Annotated in this window: 18 protein-coding genes, 2 tRNA genes and 1 pseudogene; 19 read left to right on the top strand and 2 right to left on the bottom strand. The window is 71.3% G+C overall.

Features of this window, described 5'->3' with window-relative positions; all coding sequences use genetic code 11:
* Positions 1-3: 3 nt before the first annotated feature.
* The 16 genes and pseudogenes from gnd to Q9S36_RS37440 all read left to right on the top strand — a co-directional run.
* Positions 4-1020: pseudogene (gnd, locus tag Q9S36_RS37515) on the top strand (phosphogluconate dehydrogenase (NAD(+)-dependent, decarboxylating)); the annotation flags it as partial.
* 7 nt (positions 1021-1027) lie between these two features.
* The gene (gene recF, locus Q9S36_RS37510; RefSeq protein WP_311289857.1) at positions 1028-2173 is read left to right on the top strand and encodes a DNA replication/repair protein RecF; all 1146 of its coding nucleotides are present in this window, start codon (positions 1028-1030) and stop codon (positions 2171-2173) included.
* Positions 2163-2741, top strand: a complete 579-nt coding sequence (locus Q9S36_RS37505) for a DciA family protein (RefSeq protein WP_311289856.1) — start codon at positions 2163-2165, stop codon at positions 2739-2741. The genes recF and Q9S36_RS37505 overlap by 11 nt, the downstream gene beginning before the upstream one ends.
* 270 nt (positions 2742-3011) lie before the next feature.
* Positions 3012-5234, top strand: coding sequence for a DNA topoisomerase (ATP-hydrolyzing) subunit B (gene gyrB / locus Q9S36_RS37500; RefSeq protein WP_396653918.1), 2223 nt, complete (start codon positions 3012-3014; stop codon positions 5232-5234).
* Between the two features lie 51 nt (positions 5235-5285).
* Positions 5286-8006, top strand: coding sequence for a DNA gyrase subunit A (gene gyrA / locus Q9S36_RS37495; protein WP_311289855.1), 2721 nt, complete (start codon positions 5286-5288; stop codon positions 8004-8006).
* Positions 8007-8009: 3 nt separating this feature from the next.
* Positions 8010-8570 carry a DUF3566 domain-containing protein gene (locus Q9S36_RS37490; RefSeq protein ID WP_311289854.1) on the top strand — a complete coding sequence of 187 codons (561 nt, stop codon included), beginning with the start codon at positions 8010-8012 and terminating at the stop codon, positions 8568-8570.
* A 72-nt stretch (positions 8571-8642) separates the two neighbouring features.
* Positions 8643-8716, top strand: a tRNA-Ile gene (locus tag Q9S36_RS37485).
* 42 nt (positions 8717-8758) lie between these two features.
* Positions 8759-8884 (top strand): DLW-39 family protein, encoded by a 126-nt coding sequence (locus Q9S36_RS37480; RefSeq protein ID WP_311289853.1) that lies wholly within the window; start codon positions 8759-8761, stop codon positions 8882-8884.
* A 36-nt stretch (positions 8885-8920) separates the two neighbouring features.
* A tRNA-Ala gene (locus Q9S36_RS37475) sits at positions 8921-8996 on the top strand.
* Between the two features lie 88 nt (positions 8997-9084).
* Complete coding sequence (gene leuE, locus Q9S36_RS37470; RefSeq protein WP_311289852.1) at positions 9085-9756, top strand: leucine efflux protein LeuE; 672 nt, start codon at positions 9085-9087, stop codon at positions 9754-9756.
* A gap of 103 nt (positions 9757-9859) precedes the next feature.
* On the top strand, positions 9860-10201 hold the full coding sequence (locus Q9S36_RS37465; protein WP_396653917.1) for a YciI family protein: 342 nt from the start codon (positions 9860-9862) through the stop codon (positions 10199-10201).
* Positions 10202-10255: 54 nt separating this feature from the next.
* Positions 10256-11494 (top strand): RNA polymerase sigma factor, encoded by a 1239-nt coding sequence (locus Q9S36_RS37460; protein ID WP_311289851.1) that lies wholly within the window; start codon positions 10256-10258, stop codon positions 11492-11494.
* Between the two features lie 38 nt (positions 11495-11532).
* Positions 11533-12270 (top strand): SURF1 family cytochrome oxidase biogenesis protein, encoded by a 738-nt coding sequence (locus Q9S36_RS37455; RefSeq protein ID WP_311289850.1) that lies wholly within the window; start codon positions 11533-11535, stop codon positions 12268-12270.
* 24 nt (positions 12271-12294) lie between these two features.
* A complete protein-coding gene (locus tag Q9S36_RS37450) occupies positions 12295-12675 on the top strand; it encodes a DUF3817 domain-containing protein (protein ID WP_311289849.1) in 381 nt (126 codons plus the stop codon).
* A 35-nt stretch (positions 12676-12710) separates the two neighbouring features.
* Complete coding sequence (locus tag Q9S36_RS37445) at positions 12711-13538, top strand: patatin-like phospholipase family protein (protein ID WP_311289848.1); 828 nt, start codon at positions 12711-12713, stop codon at positions 13536-13538.
* A 2-nt stretch (positions 13539-13540) separates the two neighbouring features.
* Positions 13541-14563, top strand: coding sequence for a 1-acyl-sn-glycerol-3-phosphate acyltransferase (locus Q9S36_RS37440; protein WP_311289847.1), 1023 nt, complete (start codon positions 13541-13543; stop codon positions 14561-14563).
* A gap of 69 nt (positions 14564-14632) precedes the next feature.
* On the opposite strand, the gene Q9S36_RS37435 is transcribed toward Q9S36_RS37440, so the two are convergent.
* Positions 14633-15442, bottom strand: coding sequence for a hypothetical protein (locus Q9S36_RS37435; RefSeq protein WP_311289846.1), 810 nt, complete (start codon positions 15440-15442; stop codon positions 14633-14635).
* 150 nt (positions 15443-15592) lie between these two features.
* Here Q9S36_RS37435 and Q9S36_RS37430 point away from each other — a divergent pair, with 150 nt between their 5' ends.
* Together Q9S36_RS37430 and Q9S36_RS37425 are read left to right on the top strand one after the other, a co-directional pair.
* Positions 15593-16105, top strand: coding sequence for a peptidylprolyl isomerase (locus Q9S36_RS37430; protein ID WP_311289845.1), 513 nt, complete (start codon positions 15593-15595; stop codon positions 16103-16105).
* 34 nt (positions 16106-16139) lie between these two features.
* Complete coding sequence (locus Q9S36_RS37425) at positions 16140-17087, top strand: rhomboid family intramembrane serine protease (RefSeq protein WP_311289844.1); 948 nt, start codon at positions 16140-16142, stop codon at positions 17085-17087.
* Between the two features lie 309 nt (positions 17088-17396).
* Here Q9S36_RS37425 and Q9S36_RS37420 read toward each other — a convergent pair whose 3' ends face one another.
* On the bottom strand, positions 17397-17849 hold the full coding sequence (locus Q9S36_RS37420; protein ID WP_311289843.1) for a cell division protein CrgA: 453 nt from the start codon (positions 17847-17849) through the stop codon (positions 17397-17399).
* A 93-nt stretch (positions 17850-17942) separates the two neighbouring features.
* On the opposite strand from Q9S36_RS37420, the gene Q9S36_RS37415 reads away from it, so the two are divergent.
* Positions 17943-18701 carry a DUF881 domain-containing protein gene (locus tag Q9S36_RS37415; RefSeq protein WP_311289842.1) on the top strand — a complete coding sequence of 253 codons (759 nt, stop codon included), beginning with the start codon at positions 17943-17945 and terminating at the stop codon, positions 18699-18701.
* Positions 18702-18707: the final 6 nt, after the last annotated feature.

Raw genomic sequence — 18707 nt, 5'->3', positions numbered from 1 at the left:
CGCTGGCTCGTCCGGGCTGGTTCCGCTCAGGCTAGGCTCGCGCACATGGACATCGGACTCATCGGCCTCGGCAAGATGGGCGGCAACATGCGCGAGCGCATGCGCCGCGCGGGACTCACGGTGGTCGGCTACGACCGCAACCCCGACGTCAGCGACGTCGCGTCGCTGGAGGCGCTGGTCGAGGCGCTCCCGAGCCCGAAGGTCGTGTGGGTGATGGTGCCCTCCGGCGAGCCGACCCGCGCCACCGTGAAGGATCTCGCCGGCCTCCTCGAGGAGGGCGACGTGGTGGTCGACGGCGGCAACTCGCGATGGACCGACGACATCGCGAACGCCGAGCTGCTCGCCGCGAAGGGCATCGGCTACGTCGACTGCGGCGTCTCCGGTGGGGTGTGGGGCCTGGAGAACGGCTACGCCCTGATGTACGGCGGCGACCCCGACCACATCGCCAAGGTCCAGCCGGCGTTCGACGCCCTCAAGCCCGAGGGCGACTTCGGCTCGGTCCACGCCGGCAAGGTGGGCGCCGGTCACTTCTCCAAGATGGTCCACAACGGCATCGAGTACGCCATCATGCAGGCGTACGCCGAGGGGTGGGAGCTGCTCGAGGTGGCCGAGCTCACCGACAACGTGACCGAGGTCTTCCGGTCCTGGCGCGAGGGCACCGTCATCCGCTCGTGGCTGCTCGACCTCATGGTCAGCGCGCTCGACGACGACCCCGGCCTGAGCAAGATCGCCGGCTACGCCGAGGACTCCGGCGAAGGACGGTGGACCGTCGAGGCCGGCATCGAGCACGCCGTCGCGACCCCCGCCATCACCGCGGCACTCTACGCCCGCTTCGTCTCCCGGCAGGACGACTCCCCGACGATGAAGGCCGTCGCGGCGATGCGCAACCAGTTCGGCGGGCACGCGGTGCGCTCCTCCGCACCGAAGGGCGGCGACGCGGAGGGCGCCACGGGCGCGGAGCAGTCCGAGACCGCCAAGCAGGCCGGCGCGGGCTCCGAGCGGGAGCCGGGCGAGAGCTAGGCATGACGTGCACGTCGCGCACCTGACCCTGCACGACTTCCGCTCCTACGCCGACCTCGACGTCGCCCTGGAGCCGGGGGCCACGGCCTTCATCGGCCGCAACGGGCAGGGCAAGACCAACCTCGTCGAGGCGATCGACTATCTCTCCCGCCTGTCCTCGCACCGTGTCGCCACCGACACACCCCTCGTCCGGGCCGGAGCCGACCAGGCGATCGTGCGTGCCTCGGTGGTCAAGGACGGGCGTACGGCGTTGCTCGAGGTCGAGCTCAACCCGGGGCGGGCCAACCGGGCGCGCATCAACCGCTCGCCCCTCCCCCGGCCCCGCGAGCTGGTCGGTCTGGTGCGCACGGTCGTGTTCGCACCCGACGACCTGACCCTCGTCAAGGGCGACCCGTCGGACCGCCGCAAGCTCCTCGACGACCTGCTGGTCCTGCGGGTCCCGCGACTGGCCGGCGTCCGGGCCGACTACGACCGGATCCTCAAGCAGCGCAACAGCCTGCTCAAGACGGCGGGAGTGGCGCGCGGCGGCTCGCGCGACGCCGCGATGTCGACCCTCGAGATCTGGGACGACAACCTCGCCCGTGTCGGTGCCGAGCTCCTGGGAGCCCGGCTCCAGCTGGTCGAGGACCTGCGCCCCTACCTCGGCAAGGCCTACGAGGCGGTGGCGCGGGGTGCCAGCCGTGACGACGCGGACCTCGAGTACCGCGCCAGCATCGACCTCGCCGGCACCGACGACCTGCCGGGCCAGCTGCTCGACGCGATCGCGGCGAGGCGCAAGGACGAGCTCGACCGGGGCATCTCCCTGGTCGGCCCGCACCGCGACGAGCTGCTCCTGACCCTGGGCACGGGTCCTGATCCCGGGGACCTGCGCCTGCCGGTGAAGGGGTACGCCTCGCACGGCGAGTCCTGGTCGTTCGCGCTGGCGCTGCGCCTGGCGTCGTACGACCTGCTGCGCGCCGACGGCGACGACCCGATCCTCGTGCTCGACGACGTGTTCGCCGAGCTCGACGGCGAGCGCCGCAACCAGCTGGCCCAGCTCGTCGCCGGGGCCGAGCAGGTGCTGGTCACCGCCGCCGTGGCTGCGGACGTCCCCGACGCGCTGCAGGGTGCACGTTTCCTCGTCGCCGACGGGCAGGTGACCCGTGACGCCTGAGCCGCCCGACCCGGCCGACCCCGTCGCGGCCACCCCCGAGCGCGCCGCGGCCGAGGACCCGCCGCCCGAGCACCAGCCGGACGGGCTCGACCTGGCCCGGGCCGCCGCCCGGGCGGCCGCGGCGAGCCCGGGGACACCGGCGAAGCGACGTACGCCGTCGTCAGCTCGCCGTCGTACGACCGCGAAGGCGTCGGGCGCGCGGCCCGACGACCGTGACCCGCAGCTCCTCGAGACCGCACTGGGACGGTTGGTCGCGCAGCACGGGTGGGAGCTCGACCTCAAGGTCCAGGGTGTCTTCGGCAGGTGGGCCGAGCTCGTGGGCGAGGAGGTCGCCGCCCACTGCACGCCGGAGTCCTTCGCCGACGGCCGGCTCGTGGTGCGCACCGACTCCACCGCGTGGGCCACCCAGCTCAAGCTGCTCGCCCCCACCGTCGTACGCCGGCTCAACGAGGAGCTCGGCCACGGCACCGTCACCCTCATCGACGTGCTCGGGCCGCACCTGCCGACGTGGACCAAGGGCCGCCTCTCCAGCCGCGACGGCCGCGGGCCACGCGACACCTACGGCTGAGGCGCGATCTGCCGATCTGGGAGCCGTCCGGACGTATGGGGACCCATCGCTCCCCCTGCTCGGCCCTGTGAACCGGCCTCGTGAGGCCGCTGAGGGCATATTTTCGCGCAGATCCCTCCCCAGGCCGGGGTGTGTCCTTCGCTCCTGGGGTGCTGGCGGGTAGTATGAGAGCACGAGTCGCACGTCGTGTTGCCACCGCAACCGCAGCGACTCGACTCATGTCGACCGTCCGCGGTGGAAGATCCGGGACGACGAGAAGAAGGCCGTGCCTTGAGCGAAGAGAACGTCGAGAACAGCGCAGCTCCGACCCCCGATTCCGCTCCTGACCCACAGCCCACCGACGCTCCCACCGACGCTCCGTCGGAAGCCGATCGCGCCGCCGCGCTCGCGGAGGCGGTCGAGGCCGCCGAGGAGGCGGTGGAGAAGCGGTCCAGCACCGCGGTCGACGCCGGCACCGAGTACGACGCCTCGGCCATCCAGGTGCTCGAGGGGCTCGAGGCCGTGCGCAAGCGCCCGGGCATGTACATCGGGTCGACCGGCGAGCGGGGCCTGCACCACCTGATCTGGGAGATCGTGGACAACGGCGTCGACGAGGCGCTGGCCGGCTACGCGACCAAGATCTCGCTCACCCTGCAGGCCGACGGCGGTGTGCGTGTCGAGGACAACGGCCGCGGCATCCCGACCGACACCGCGCCCGGGCAGGACATGCCGGCCCTCACCATGGCGCTGACGATGCTCCACGCGGGCGGCAAGTTCGGCGGCGGCGGCTACAAGGTCTCCGGCGGTCTGCACGGCGTCGGCGTCTCGGTCGTCAACGCCCTGTCGACCCGCCTCGTCGCCGAGGTCAAGAACCGCGGCCACCTGTGGCGCCAGTCCTTCCAGCTCGGCGTGCCCGACGCCGACCTCGAGCAGGTGCGCCCGCTGGAGGACGGCGAGGGCACGGGCACGACCGTGACCTGGTACGCCTCCGACGACATCTTCGAGCACACCAACTACAACCTCGAGACGATCACCTCGCGGCTGCGCGAGATGGCGTTCCTCAACAAGGGCGTCGAGTTCGTGGTGCGCGACGAGCGCCCCGACGCCGAGTCGCGCGTCGACGCCGTCGAGGACGACACCATCGACAACACGGTCGACAACGCCGGCCACGACGCGATCAAGCGCGCCGAGACCGGCGGCCTGGAGCAGGTCTTCAAGTACGACCGCGGCCTGGTCGACTACGTCGAGCACCTCAACCGCCGCAAGACGGTGGCCAACGCGACCGTGATCTCCTTCGAGGCCGAGACCGCCGAGGGCGCGAGCGGGCAGCACATGAGCCTCGAGGTCGCGATGCAGTGGAACACCAGCTACACCGAGTCGGTCCACACCTTCGCCAACAACATCAACACCCACGAGGGCGGCACCCACGAGGAGGGCTTCCGCGCGTCGCTCACCTCGCTCGTCAACAACTGGGGCGAGGAGTGGGGCCTGATCAAGAAGAAGGAGGACCGGGTCTCCGGCGACGACATCCGCGAGGGCCTCACCGCGATCATCTCGATCAAGCTCGGCGAGCCGCAGTTCGAGGGCCAGACCAAGACCAAGCTCGGCAACACCGAGGCCAAGGGCTTCACCCAGCGCATCATGAACGACCAGCTCGGCGCCTGGTTCGAGCAGAACCCGGCCGAGGGCAAGGAGATCGTGCGCAAGTCGCAGGCCGCGGCCAACGCCCGGATCGCGGCCCGCAAGGCGCGTGAGCTCGCCCGCAACCGCAAGGGCCTGCTCGGCGGTGGTGGCCTGCCCGGCAAGCTGAGCGACTGCCAGTCGACCAACCCGGCCGAGTGCGAGGTCTTCATCGTCGAGGGCGACTCGGCCGGCGGCTCGGCCCGCCAGGGCCGCGACCCCCGCATCCAGGCGATCCTCCCGATCCGCGGCAAGATCCTCAACGTCGAGAAGGCACGCATCGACAAGGTGCTCGCCAACACCGAGGTCCAGGCGATCATCTCCGCCCTCGGCACGGGCATCCACGAGGAGTTCAGCCTCGAGAAGCTGCGCTACCACAAGGTCGTGATGATGGCCGACGCCGACGTCGACGGCCACCACATCAACACCCTGCTGCTGACGCTGCTGTTCCGGTTCATGAAGCCGCTCATCGAGCACGGCTACGTCTACATGGCGCAGCCGCCTCTCTACCGCCTGCGCTGGAACAAGCCGGCCGAGCACGAGTTCGTCTACTCCGACGCCGAGCGCGACGCGCTGCTCGCCGACGGCCAGGCCCAGGGCAAGAAGCTCCCCAAGGAGAACCCGGTCCAGCGCTACAAGGGTCTCGGCGAGATGAACGCCGACGAGCTGTGGGAGACCACCATGGACCCCGACGCCCGCCTGATGAAGCAGGTCACGCTCGAGGACGCCGCCCAGGCCGACGAGATCTTCTCGGTGCTGATGGGCGAGGACGTCGAGCAGCGCCGCTCGTTCATCCAGCGCAACGCCAAGGACGTTCGATTCCTGGATATCTAGGCATCTACCCGCAGCCCTAGACATTCCTAGAACGCCAGAGAGAAGCCACGAATGACTGAGATCCCCACCGACACCACCGGCGGCCCGGGCGACGGCGGCAGCGACGACCGCGTGCAGCCCATCGAGCTGCAGACCCTCATGCAGCAGTCCTACATCGACTACGCGATGACGGTCATCGTCGGGCGCGCGCTGCCCGACGTGCGCGACGGGCTCAAGCCGGTGCACCGCCGCATCCTCTACGCGATGTACGACGGTGGCTACCGCCCCGACCGCGGCTTCTCGAAGTGCTCGCGCGTCGTCGGCGACGTCATGGGTCAGTACCACCCCCACGGCGACTCCGCGATCTACGACACCATGGTGCGCCTGGCGCAGCCGTGGGTGCTGCGCGCCCCGCTCATCAACGGCCAGGGCAACTTCGGCTCGCCGGGCAACGACTCCGCCGCGGCCATGCGGTACACCGAGTGCCGGATGGCGCCGCTGGCCATGGAGATGGTGCGCGACATCGACGAGGACACCGTCGACTTCCGCCCCAACTACGACGGCCGCTCGCAGGAGCCGACGATCCTGCCGTCGCGCTTCCCGAACCTGCTGGTGAACGGCTCGGCCGGCATCGCGGTCGGCATGGCCACCAACATCCCGCCGCACAACCTCCGCGAGATCGCCGAGGGCGCGGTCTGGGCGCTGGAGCACCCCGACGCCACCAAGGAGGAGCTGCAGGACGCGCTCGTCGAGCGGATCAAGGGCCCCGACTTCCCCAACGGCGCGCTGATCGTGGGCCGCCAGGGGATCGAGCAGGCCTACCGCACCGGCCGCGGGTCCATCACCCAGCGCGCCGTCGTCGAGATCGACGAGGACGCCAAGGGCCGGGTGATGCTCGTGATCAGCGAGCTCCCCTACATGGTCAACCCCGACAACCTGGCGCTGAAGATCGCCGAGCTCGCCGACTCCGGCAAGATCCAGGGCATCTCCGACGTGCGCGACGACACCAGCTCGCGCACCGGCCAGCGCCTCGTCATCATCCTCAAGCGCGACGCCGTCGCCCGGGTCGTGCTCAACAACCTCTTCAAGCACACCGAGCTGCAGTCGAACTTCTCGGCCAACATGCTTGCCCTCGTCGACGGCGTCCCGCGAACGCTGCCGATCGACCAGTTCATCTCGCACTGGGTCACCCACCAGATCGAGGTCATCCAGCGTCGTACCCGCTTCCGCCTCGCCGAGGCCGAGCGCCAGGCCCACATCTACCGCGGCCTGGCCAAGGCGCTCGACGCGCTCGACGAGGTCATCGCCCTCATCCGGCGCAGCCCCGACGTCGAGGAGGCCCGCTCCGGGCTGATGAGCCTGCTGGAGATCGACGAGATCCAGGCCAACGCCATTCTCGAGATGCAGCTGCGCCGCCTCGCCGCTCTCGAGCGCCAGAAGATCATGGACCGCCTCGCCGAGCTCGAGCGCGTCATCGCCGACCTCGAGGACATCCTGGCCAACGAGGCCCGCCAGCGGCAGATCGTCTCCGACGAGCTCACCGAGATCGTCGACAAGTACGGCAACGACCGGCGCACCCAGATCATCGCCGCCGACGGTGACCTCTCGATGGAGGACCTGATCCCCGACGAGGACCTCGTCGTGTCGATCACGCGCGGCGGCTACGCCAAGCGCACCCGTGCCGACCAGTACCGCCTGCAGAAGCGCGGTGGCAAGGGCGTGCGCGGCGCCACGCTGCGCGGCGACGACGTGGTGCAGCACTTCATCGCGACCACCAACCACCACTGGCTGCTGTTCTTCACCACGGCCGGTCGCGTCTATCGCACCAAGGCCTACAACCTGCCCGAGGCCGCGCGCGACGCTAAGGGCGGCCACGTCGCCGGCCTGCTGAGCTTCCAGCCCGACGAGGACATCGCGCAGGTGCTCGCAATCCGCGACTACGAGCAGGCCCCCTACCTCGTGCTCGCCACCCGCACCGGCCTGGTGAAGAAGACCAAGCTGAGCGACTACAACAGCCCGCGCCAGGCCGGCGTCATCGCGATCAACTTCCGCGAGGACGACGACGAGCTGATCGGTGCCGAGCTGGTCAACGAGGACGACGACATCCTGCTCGTGTCCCGCAAGGGCCAGTCGATCCGGTTCAAGGCCGACGACGAGCAGCTGCGGCCGATGGGCCGCGCGACCGGTGGCGTGCGGGGCATGAAGTTCCGCGACGGCGACTCGCTGCTGTCGATGTCGGTCATCCGCGCCTCCCAGGTCGCTGCCGAGGAGGCCGTCGAGGGCGACGCGGCCGACTCCGACGAGGTCAAGGAGCAGTACGTCTTCACCATCACCGACGGTGGCTTCGCCAAGCGCAGCCGGATCAGCGAGTACCGCCTCCAGTCGCGCGGCGGCATCGGCATCAAGGCGATGTCGCTGGCCAACGAGGACCGCGGTGGACTGGTCGGTGCGTTCATCGTGGAGGAGGACGACGAGGTCCTCTCGATCACCAGCGGTGGACAGGTGGTCCGCAGCCCCATCGACACGAACTTCCGCCCCACCGGTCGCTCGACCATGGGGGTGAAGTTCGTCTCGCCCAAGTCCGGTGACACCGTCGCGGTGGTCGCCCGGTCGGTCGAGGCGAAGGTGACCGAGGAGGCCGAGGAGCAGGCCGCCGAGGGTGCCGCGGACGTCGAGGCCGGGGCCCGCGAGGCCGCCGCGGAATCGCCCGACGTGGTCGACGGTGCAACAATCGAGGGTCAGGACGCAGTCGAAGCGCCTGCCGAGACCACCGACGAGAACACCGAGGAGTGATCCATGTCGGACCGCACCGCGCCGAGCTCTCGTGAGGCAACCCGTCGTACGTCCGCGTCCGAGCCCGCGCGCAGGTCGTTCACCGAGCGGGTGCAGGACACCTTGTCGAGCGCTGCCGAGGAGCACCGCGCCAACGCGGGTCCCGGTGCCGGCCCGAAGGGTCGCCGCTCGCGCACGCCCGGGCGCCAGCCGCGGCGCGCCCGGCTGCGGCTCACGCGCATCGACCCGTGGTCGGTGATGAAGACGGCGTTCCTGCTCTCCGTGGCCTTCGGCGTGGTCACCTTCGTGGCGATCTTCATGGTGTGGTCCGTGCTCGGCGCCGCCGGTGTCTGGGACTCCATCAACTCCGCGGTCGCCAGCATCGTGGAGGGTGACAGCGGCACCTCGACCTTCGACGTGACCGACTACGTCGGCATGTCCCGGGTGCTGGGCTTCACCCTCCTGGTCTCGGTGGTCGACGTCGTGCTGCTCACCGCGATTGCCACGCTGACGGCGTTCCTCTACAACCTCGCGGCCGCCCTGCTCGGCGGCATCGAGGTCACCCTCGCTGAGGACGAGAAGTGAGCTGACCCCCTCGATTGGCAACGGTCGAGGCGGGTCAGGTAATCTTCGGCGTCGCCGCTCGTGCGGCAGTGCGGGCCTATAGCTCAGACGGTTAGAGCGCTTCCCTGATAAGGAAGAGGTCACAGGTTCAAGTCCTGTTAGGCCCACTCCATCCCCCTCTCGACACCGTGATCTCGAGGAGAGTTCCCATGAAGAAGCTCCTGCTGGTCCTGCTGGCCACCGCCGGCGCGGCGTTCGCGAAGAAGAAGATGGACGAGGGCCGGAACGAGCAGGCCCTCTGGGCCGAGGCCACCGACAACGTCGACAAGGCCTGACCCTCCCGGCGCACATCGCGCCGACCCGCACCACCGGGGGCCTTGGCGCAATTGGTAGCGCACCTGCTTTGCAAGCAGGGGGTTAGGGGTTCGAGTCCCCTAGGCTCCACCACTTCCTGAAACGCCGCGAGGGTGTGACCTCGCGCCCATCCCTCGGAATTCGTCCGCAGGCGACCCGCGGCGGTCCCACACTGGGCGTCGTGCTGGGCATCACCGACCTCCCGACCTACCTCGTGGGCCTGGTCCTCATCATCCTGCTGCCGGGTCCGAACTCGCTCTACGTGCTCTCGGTCGCGGCCAGGCGCGGGGCGCGCAGCGGGTACGCCGCCGCGGCGGGCGTGTGGACCGGTGACGCGGTGCTGATGACGCTGTCGGCGGCCGGCGTGGCGTCGCTGCTCCAGGCCAACGAGGCGGCGTTCAGCGTCGTGAAGTGGGCGGGCGCGTCGTACCTGCTGTGGCTCGCCGTCGGGATGCTGCGCTCGGCCTGGAGCATGTGGCGCTCGCGCCGGTCGGTCGCCGAGCAGCTCGCGGAGGCGACCGCGGAGGCGGGTGTGGAGTCCCGGACGCGGGGCGAGCGGCCCTACCACCGGGCGCTGGTGATCAGCCTGCTCAACCCCAAGGCGATCTTGTTCTTCGTCGCGTTCTTCGTGCAGTTCGTCGACCCGGCCTACGCCCACCCGGCGATCTCGTTCCTGGCGCTCGGCACGCTGGCCACGCTCGCGAGCGCGGCCTACCTCAGCGTGCTCATCGTCAGCGGCACCCACCTCGCCGAGGCGTTCCGGCGCCGCAAGGCGCTCTCGGCGGGCGCGACGTCGGCCGTCGGCGCCGTGTTCGTGGGCTTCGCGGTGAAGCTCGCCCTTGCCTCGGCCTGAGCGGTCGCCGTCGCGCGACGGCACCGAGGCTGTCGTATCCGGGGGCACCCGTTCGTGGTAGTCGTGAGAGGCCGCCCGTCGGGGGCGGCCGCACCACCGGGAGATGACAGTCATGCACTACCTCTTCACCGTCGTCGGCGACACGGCCAATGAGGTCGACGACTCCGAGCCGGGGGCCATCGACGCCTTCAACGACCGGCTCAAGGCCGAGGGACGCTGGGTCTTCGGCGGCGGGCTGACCTCGCCGGAGCACGCGACCGTCACCGACAGCCGCGAGGGCGCCCCGGTCTTCACCGACGGCCCGTTCGTGGAGTCCAAGGAGTACCTCGCCGGCTTCTGGGTCGTCGAGGCCGAGGACCTCGACGTCGCCCTGGCGCTGTCCGCGGACGCCTCGCGGGCCTGCCACCGCAAGATCGAGGTGCGGCCCTTCGACGGGATCGCCTGACGTGCGCGCGGGTCTCGAGGCTCGCTGCGCTCGCACCTCGACCAGCGAGTGGGCGTGAGCGAGCAGGCCCACGAGGTCGTCGCCCGGGTCCACCGCGAGGAGTGGGCCCGGGTGGTGGCCACCCTGGCCCGCCGCTTCGGTGACCTCGACGTCGCCGAGGACGCGGCGGCCGAGGCGTTCGCCGTCGCCGTGGAGCGGTGGCCCACCGACGGCGTCCCGCCCAACCCGGGCGCCTGGCTGACCACCACGGCCGGCAACAAGGCGCTCGACCGGGTACGGCGAGAGGCCAAGCGCGGCGACAAGCACAAGCAGGCCCACATGCTCTCCGACCAGCTCTCCGGGCCGCCGGAACCGACCGGTGCCATCGAGGACGAACGCCTCCGCCTCGTCCTCACCTGCGCGCACCCTGCCCTCGTCCCCGAGGCCCGCATCGCCCTGACGCTGCGGATGGTCGGCGGCCTGACCGTCGCGGAGATCGCGCGCGCCTTCCTCGTCCAGGAGACGACGATGGCGCAGCGGATCACCCGCGCGAAGGCCAAGATCAAGGCGGCGGGCATCCCCTACCGCGTGCCCGAGGCTGCCGACCTCCCGGCGCGGGTCGACGGCGTGCTCGCCGTCCTCTACCTCGTCTTCAACGAGGGCTACCTCGCCAGCGGCGCCGAGACCGACCCGGTGCGCCCCGACCTCACCGCCGAGGCGATCCGACTCACCCGGCTCGTCGCCGACCTGCTGCCGGGCGACGGAGAGGTCGCCGGCCTGCTGGCCCTCATGCTGCTCGTCGAGGCGCGCCGGCCGGCGCGAGTCTCGGCCGGCGGCGAGCTGGTCACCCTCGACCAGCAGGACCGCGGGTCGTGGGACCGGGCGCTCATCGACGAGGGCCACGCGCTGGTCCGGGCGCGGGTCGCGACCGGAGAGCCGCCGGGGCGCTACCAGGTCCTCGCCGCCATCAACGCCGTCCACACCGACGCTCCCGACGCCCGCGCGACCGACTGGGCGCAGGTCGTGGCGCTCTACGACCAGCTCGCCCGGCTCGATCCCTCACCGGTCGTCGCGCTCAACCGCGCGATCGCCGTGGCCGAGCTCGACGGACCCCAGGTCGCCCTCGCGCAGGTGGACGCGCTGGCCACCGCCCTCGACGGCTACCACGCCTTCCACGCCACCCGGGCCGACCTGCTGCGCCGCCTGGGGCGCAGCGCGGAGGCGCGGGAGGAGTACGACCGGGCGATCGGCCTGGCCGGCAACATCGCCGAGGCGGCGTACCTCACCCGGCGGCGGGACGAGCTTGCGACCTGAGTCCGGCCGGTCACCGGCGGGCTGGGACAATCGAGCCCGTGACCGCCCCCCGCCGACCCGGCCTGCTGACCGACATCGGTGCCGCGGTCCTCGCGCTCGTGCTGGTCGGCATCGCCGGCTGGCTGGGGAAGTGGCAGTACGACGCGTGGCAGGCCCACCGCGACGCCGAGGCGCGCGACCTGACCGGCGTCGCCGCGGTGCCCCTGCAGGACGTGATGGGCAGCGACGACCCGTTCCCCGGGCCCGACCTGGGCCGGCCCGTCGAGGTGAGTGGTGAGTGGCTCGACGGCGGCTTCTGGGTCGCTGACCGCACCTACGGCGACACCGACGGCTACTGGGCCGTCGCGCCGCTGCACGTCGGCGACGCCGCGGTGCTCGTCGTGCGCGGGTGGGCCGCCGAGCCCGACGACGCGCTGCTCGCCGCCGCCGGCGCCGCGGACGTGGTCGGCTGGATCCAGGCCCCCGAGGGCAGCCTCGTCACGGATGCCGACCCCACCGACGACGTCTTCCCCGAGATCCGGGTCGCCGACGCCGTCCAGCGCGTCGACGTGGACCTCTACTCCGCCTACCTCATCAGCCAGGAGCCCGCGCCGGGCCTCGAGCCCGCGGAGCTCGCGGCCCTGCCCGAGCCGGGGCGCTTCACCGGCGTGCGGAACCTCCTCTACGCCTTCGAGTGGTGGGTGTTCGGGGCGTTCGCCGCCTTCATCTGGTGGCGCTGGCGCCGCGACGCCACCGCGCCCGAGGTGGTCGAGGTCGACCAGCCCGTGGCGCGGTAGGTCCGCCCCGATATCTTGGCGGCCGTGTCCCGCAACCTCACCGCCTACCGCGTGATGGCCACCATCGTCGGCGTCCTGCTCGTGGTGCTCTGCCTCATCGGCGTGCCCCTCGCGAACTTCGACGGCTCCCCGATGTGGGGGTTCTTCGACAGCACCCCCGCCTGGGTCTCGACCGGCTCCGACGCGCAGCACCTCGGCGAGCTGATCACCACCTACCTCGGGATCGCGCACGGCTGGCTCTACATGATCTTCCTGTTCAGCGCGTTCCTGCTCTCGCGCCGGGCCGGCTGGGACTTCCCCTTCACCCTCGTGACGCTCGTGGGCGGCACCATCCCGCTGCTCTCGTTCTGGGCCGAGCACCGCGCCACCCAGCGGGTGCGCGCGGAGCACCCCGAGCTCGCGTGACGCGACCCGCGGTGCCGACTGACTAGGGTCGGCCCATGAAGACCGCGTTCGTGCTGGGCGGCGGCGGCGTCCTCGGCGCTGTCGAGGTCGGCATGCTGCGGGCGCTGCTCGAGCGAGGGATCGTCCCGGACCTGGTGCTCGGCACCAGCGTCGGCGCCCTCAACGGCGCCATGGTCGCCCGGCAGCCCGACCTGGCGGTCGTCGACCGGCTGACCGAGCTGTGGGCGGCGACGGCCCAGAGCCGCGAGGTGTACGGCGACCGCCCGCTGCGCACCGTGCGACGGGCGGTGTCCACCGGCACCCACATCTACTCCCCCACGCCGCTGCGGCTGCGGCTCGAGGAGGAGCTCGGCGACACCCGGTTCGAGGACCTGCCCGTGACGCTGGGCGTGTGCGCCGCCAGCATCGAGCGCGCCGCCGAGCACTGGTTCACGTCCGGCCCGCTCGTGCCGGCGATCCTGGCCAGCGCCGCCGTACCGGGCCTGCTGCCGCCGGCCGAGGTCGACGGCGAGCACTTCCTCGACGGGGGGCTGGTGAACTCCATCCCCGTCGGCCGTGCGGTCGAGCTCGGTGCGACGCGGGTCTTCGTGCTGCAGGTCGGCCGCATCGACCGGCCGTTGAAGGTGCCGAGCCGGCCGTGGCAGGTCGCCCGGGTCAGCTTCGAGGTCGCCCGGCGGCACCGGTTCATGCGCGAGATGGCGGCGATCCCCGACGGCGTCGAGGCCCACGTGCTGCCCGCGTCCGGGACCTCCGCCCGTGACGACTCGCTGCGCGCCCATCGTGACTTCGGTGGCGTGCAGGCGCGCATCGACGCGACGTACGACGCCTCGCGCGCCTACCTCGACGAAGCCCTCGGCGCGTAGTGGTGGGTGGCGCAGCGGTGTGGTTCCTGCGGCGCCTGGTCGTCGCGCCCGCGGTGGTCGCCCTCACCGTGGTGCTCTGGGTGACGCTGCCGGCCTGGCTGCTGGTGGCCGCGGCGCTCTCCCCCGTCCTGCCGGGTCGCTGGCGGGCCCTGCGGCTGCTGTGGATCGTGCTGCTCTACCTGACCTTCGAGACGCTCCTGCTCGCGGTGATGCTCGGGCTGTGGCTGGCCAGCGGCTTCGGCTGGCGGATCCGCTCGCCGTACTTCGCCGGCATCCACTACGACCTGGTGCAGGGCACGCTGATCGTGTTCTTCCGGGAGGCGCGGCGGGTGCTGGCGCTGCGGATCCGCACCGACGGCCCGCACCCCCCACGCGTCCCCGACGGGCCGGTGCTGGTGATGTGCCGCCACGCCGGGCCGGGCGACTCGTTCATCCTGATGTACGCGCTGCTGCACTGGTACCACCGCGAGCCACGGGTGGTCCTGAAGAACACCCTCGCGTGGGACCCGGCGATCGACGTGGTGCTGAGGCGCATCCCGGCGCGGTTCATCTCCCCCAACCCCGACGTCGGGGAGGACCTCGAGTCCCAGATCGCCGCGCTCGCGACAGGACTCGACCTCAACGATGCCTTCGTGATCTTCCCCGAGGGCGGCAACTTCACCCCGGCCCGCCGCGACCGGGCCATCGCCAGGCTCCGCAAGCTCGGGCTGGAGCGGATGGCCGTGCGCGCCGAGGAGATGACCCACGTCCTGGCGCCCCGTCCCGGCGGGGTGCTGGCAGCGCTGGAGGCCGCGCCGGAGGCCGACGTGCTGATGGTGGCGCACACCGGCCTCGACCACCTCGTCACGGTGAGCGACCTGTGGCGCGAGCTGCCGATGGACAAGCAGATCACCATGCGGTGGTGGGCGATCCCGCGCTCGGAGATCCCCGTGGAGCGGGAGGCGCGCATCGAGTGGCTGTACGCCTGGTGGGAGCGGGTGGACGACTGGATCGAGGAGAACCGCGTCGTCGATCCTGCGACCTGAGTGCGACGCACCACGGGCGGTGCCCCGCCCCGAGGGACGAGGCACCGCCCGTGACGGTGCGGGGTGCGGCTACTTCTTCTGCGGCACGTCGTCGATGTCGATGATCTCCGCAGGGTCGTCGGGCGTGGTCGCGGGGTGCGGCTCCTCGGCGGCGTCGCTCACCGCCTCGCCCGGAGCACCGCCGCCGATGTCGTCGGTCGCGGGCGGCTCCGCAGTCACCACGTCGTCGGCGGTGACGGCACCGTCCTGCGGCAGCGGGTCGGAGAGCGGGTCACCACCAGTGGCGACCGGAGCGGCCGACGGGGTGGGGGGCGGCGTCGGGGACGTCGTCGTCGGGGGCTTCGGCGGGACGTAGGTCGACTGCCAGTGCGCCCCGTCGTCCTGCTTCTGGCGCAGCTTGCTGAAGACGAACCCGCCGAGGGCGAGCAGACCGGTCACCAGGAGCAGCTTCTTGAGCCTGCCGCCCTTCGGCTCCGGCTCCACACCGCGCAGCTCGTTGACCTTGGCCGCCGCGAGGTCGCGACCCTCGGCCGCACGCTCGGCGGCGAGGGCGGCAGCCACGGACGCCTTGTCGGCTGCGGTGGCGCGGGCCTCGGCCAGCAGGGGAGCGGCCTTCTCGCGGGCCTCAGCGGCCCGCTCAGCGGCGAGCGCCGCGGCGACGGACGCCTTCTCGGCGGCGGTCGCGCGACCCTCGGCGATCAGCGGTGCCGCCTTGTCGCGCGCGTCGGAGAGGGCGGGTCCGGCCTTCTCGCCGGCCTTCTCCACCGCCTCCACGGCCTGGTCCCAGGCCTGCTCCAGCTGTGGGATCACGGTCTCCGAGATCTGCTCGACGTAGTCGTGGGCGCGGTCCATGAGGGACTTCTTGCGGCCGAAAGGCATGCGTGACCTCCTCAGTCGTTGTGGCTCCATCTCACCACGGCCACCCACACGCGACCAGCCCCGTCCGGGTGAGGGGTCCCGCCGTGGTCGCACATGGCAGGATCGAGGGCGCACACGCGAACCGAGACACAGATCCGAGAGGCACATCCCATGGCCGACCCCAAGGCGACCTTCAAGACCAACCGGGGCGACATCGTCGTCAACCTGTTCCCGAACCACGCGCCCGAGACCGTCGACAACTTCGTCGGGCTCGCCGAGGGCACCAAGGACTACCGCGACGACGCCGGTCGCAGCGGGGAGAAGTACTACGACGGCCTCGGCTTCCACCGCGTCATCGACGGCTTCATGATCCAGGGCGGCTGCCCGCTCGGCACCGGCACCGGCGGCCCCGGCTACACGTTCAAGGACGAGATCCACCCCGAGCTCGTCTTCGACAAGCCCTACTTGCTCGCCATGGCCAACGCCGGCCCGGGCACCAACGGCTCGCAGTTCTTCATCACCGTCGCGGCCACCCCGTGGCTGAACCGCAAGCACACCATCTTCGGCGAGGTGGCCGACCAGTCCAGCCGCGACGTCGTCGACGCGATCGCCACCACCCAGACCGGCGCGATGGACCGTCCGGTGGACGCCGTCGTCATCGAGTCCGTCACCATCGAGCGCTGACGGCACGCCCCACCTCGAACCGCCCGACGACGAGATGACCCAGCCCTCCGGGGACCCGGCCGCGACCGGGGTGCCGACCTGCTACCGGCACCCCGATCGCGAGACCTGGATCCGCTGCCAGCGCTGCGACCGGCCGATCTGCCCCGACTGCATGCGTGACGCCGCCGTGGGCTTCCACTGCCCGCAGTGCGTGCAGGAGGCCAACCGCTCCAGCCGCCAGAACCGCGCCGTGTACGGCGGGGAGCGCAGCGCCGACCCGCGGCTGACGTCGTACGTCCTGATCGCGATCAACGCGCTCGTCTGGCTGGGGGTGCTCGCCACCGGCTGGAAGAACAGCGACCTGATCGCGCGGCTCGCGCTGGTGCCGAAGGGCACCTGCGAGTCGCTGTCGAGCGACGGCTACTACCCGACCGCGCTCGGCGAGCGGCTGTGCACGCTCGGCACCCAGGGCGACGGCCACTGGGTGCCGGGTGTCGCGGACGGCGCGGTGTGGCAGCTGATCACCAGCCAGTTCCTCCACGTCGAGGTCTGGCACATCGCCGGCAACATGCTGGCGTTGTGGATGCTGGGCCCCCAGCTCGAGAACGTCCTCGGCCGGACGAGGTTCCTGGCCCTCTACCTCCTCTCCGGCCTGGCCGGCTCGGTCGCCGTGCTGTGGCTCTCGGGCGCGGGCCAGCTGACGCTCGGCGCCTCCGGTGCGATCTACGGCCTGTTCGGCGCCTATGCCGTGATCGCGCACAAGGTCCGCGCGGACCTGCGCAGCATCGCGACCCTGGTCGCCGTCAACCTGTTCATCACCTTCGCCGTCCCCAACATCTCGTGGCAGGGCCACCTCGGCGGCATCGCGGGCGGAGCCCTCGTCGCGGCCGTCCTCGCCTACGCCCCCCGCGCCCGCCGCACGCAGGTGCAGGCCCTCGGGCTCGGCGGCTTCCTCCTCGTGCTCGTGGCGCTGGTCGCACTGCGCGTCGCCGCGCTGTCCTGACGCCTGGCCCCCGTGGGTCCCCTGGTCCGTCATACGAACGGGCACGTATGGGTACGGAGTCGTATGACGCACCGCGGTTCCGGTGCGCGACGCACGGTGGATTGCCCACAGGTGTGCACACAACTGTGGACAACTACACCGGTGTAATTCTCCACAGGAGTTCTCCACAGTGTGGAAATCGGTCGGCCCTGAAATCGACTCGAGCGGTGAGAGAGACGCCTCCCCTTCCCCAGGAAGGCGCCTCACTCACCGCTCGAGGCGACGAATGGTGTGACCGGCCTCAGCCGATCGACCGCTGCGAGGGAGAACCTACTCCCACTTGGTCGCGAAGCTGAACCCGACCGCCATGAACGCGATGCCGACGACCAGGTTCCACTGGCCGAGGTCGTTGAAGATCCACAGCTTCGACAGGTCGTCGGAGAAGACGTAGAAGGTGCAGATCCAGAGCAGGCCGATCAGGAAGCAGGCCAGCATGCCCACCACGACGCCACGACCACGACCCAGCGGCGTGGAGGGGTGCGCGGACACCATCAGGCCGAGCATCAGCACGCCGAAGCCGATGGCGTAGTTCCACTTCCCCAGGTCGGCGACGGCCTGGGGCTTGCCCTCGACCGGCGGGAAGGCGAGCGGGTTGCCGCGGGGACCGACGTAGTAGTAGGCCAGCCAGGCGATGCCGGCCACGATCAGCAGCAGGGCGATCACGAACCTGGCGGAGAGGAGGCTCGCCTTCTCCGAAGGGACGTCCGTCTTGGACTTCGACACTGCTGCTCCTGGGTTTCTCGGCTGGGTACGTCGGCATGCTCGGCACGCTCGTCGGGGACGCTCGGCGCCCGCCGGGGGGCTAGCGTAGTCGCCATGCCCCCGCCGCCCCACTCGTCCCCCGGACGCCGCCGCGTCTGGCGCGCGGCGACACCGGTCGTGGTGCTGCTGAGCGGGGCCCTGTTCGCGGTGAGCGCGGAGCAGAGCGACGGGCTCGACCTGCGTGCCGGCCGGCTCACCGACCTGGCCTCCGTGGTGCGGGCCGAGCGCGCCGAGGCTGGTGACCTCACCGCCGAGGCGGCCGACCTGGCCTCCGAGGTCGAGGCGCTCAGTGCCGAGCTCGGTGACCGATCCGTGTCGCGGGTGCAGGACCAGATCGCGACGCTCGTCGATCCCGCGGGCCTGACCGAGAAGACCGGTCCTGCCGTGCAGGTCACGCTCGACGACGCCCCCGAGGAGGCACGGCTCGCCTACGACGGCAACCCGAACGACCTCGTGGTGCACCAGCAGGACATCCAGGCGGTGGCCAACGCGATGTGGAGCGCCGGCGCCGTCGCGGTCACCATCCAGGGCCAGCGGCTGATCTCGACCACCGGCATCAAGTGCGAGGGCAACCAGGTCACCCTGCACGGGATCCCCTACTCGCCGCCCTACGTCATCGTGGGCATCGGCGACCCGGCCGCCCTCGAGGCCGAGCTGGCGACCGATCCGATCCTGGCGACCTACCGCGACTACACCCTGATCCCGGGCGGCAGCGTCTCGTGGGAGATGGCCGCTCTCGACTCCGCCACCGCGCCGGCGTACACCGGCCTGCTCGACCTGACCTACGCGACGCCGATGTCGGACGCCGGCTGACCGGTC

This window comes from Microbacterium sp. ARD31, assembly GCF_031844425.1.
The sequence above is the reverse complement of the archived record's forward strand: the minus strand, read 5'-3'. Positions and strand labels throughout refer to the sequence as shown.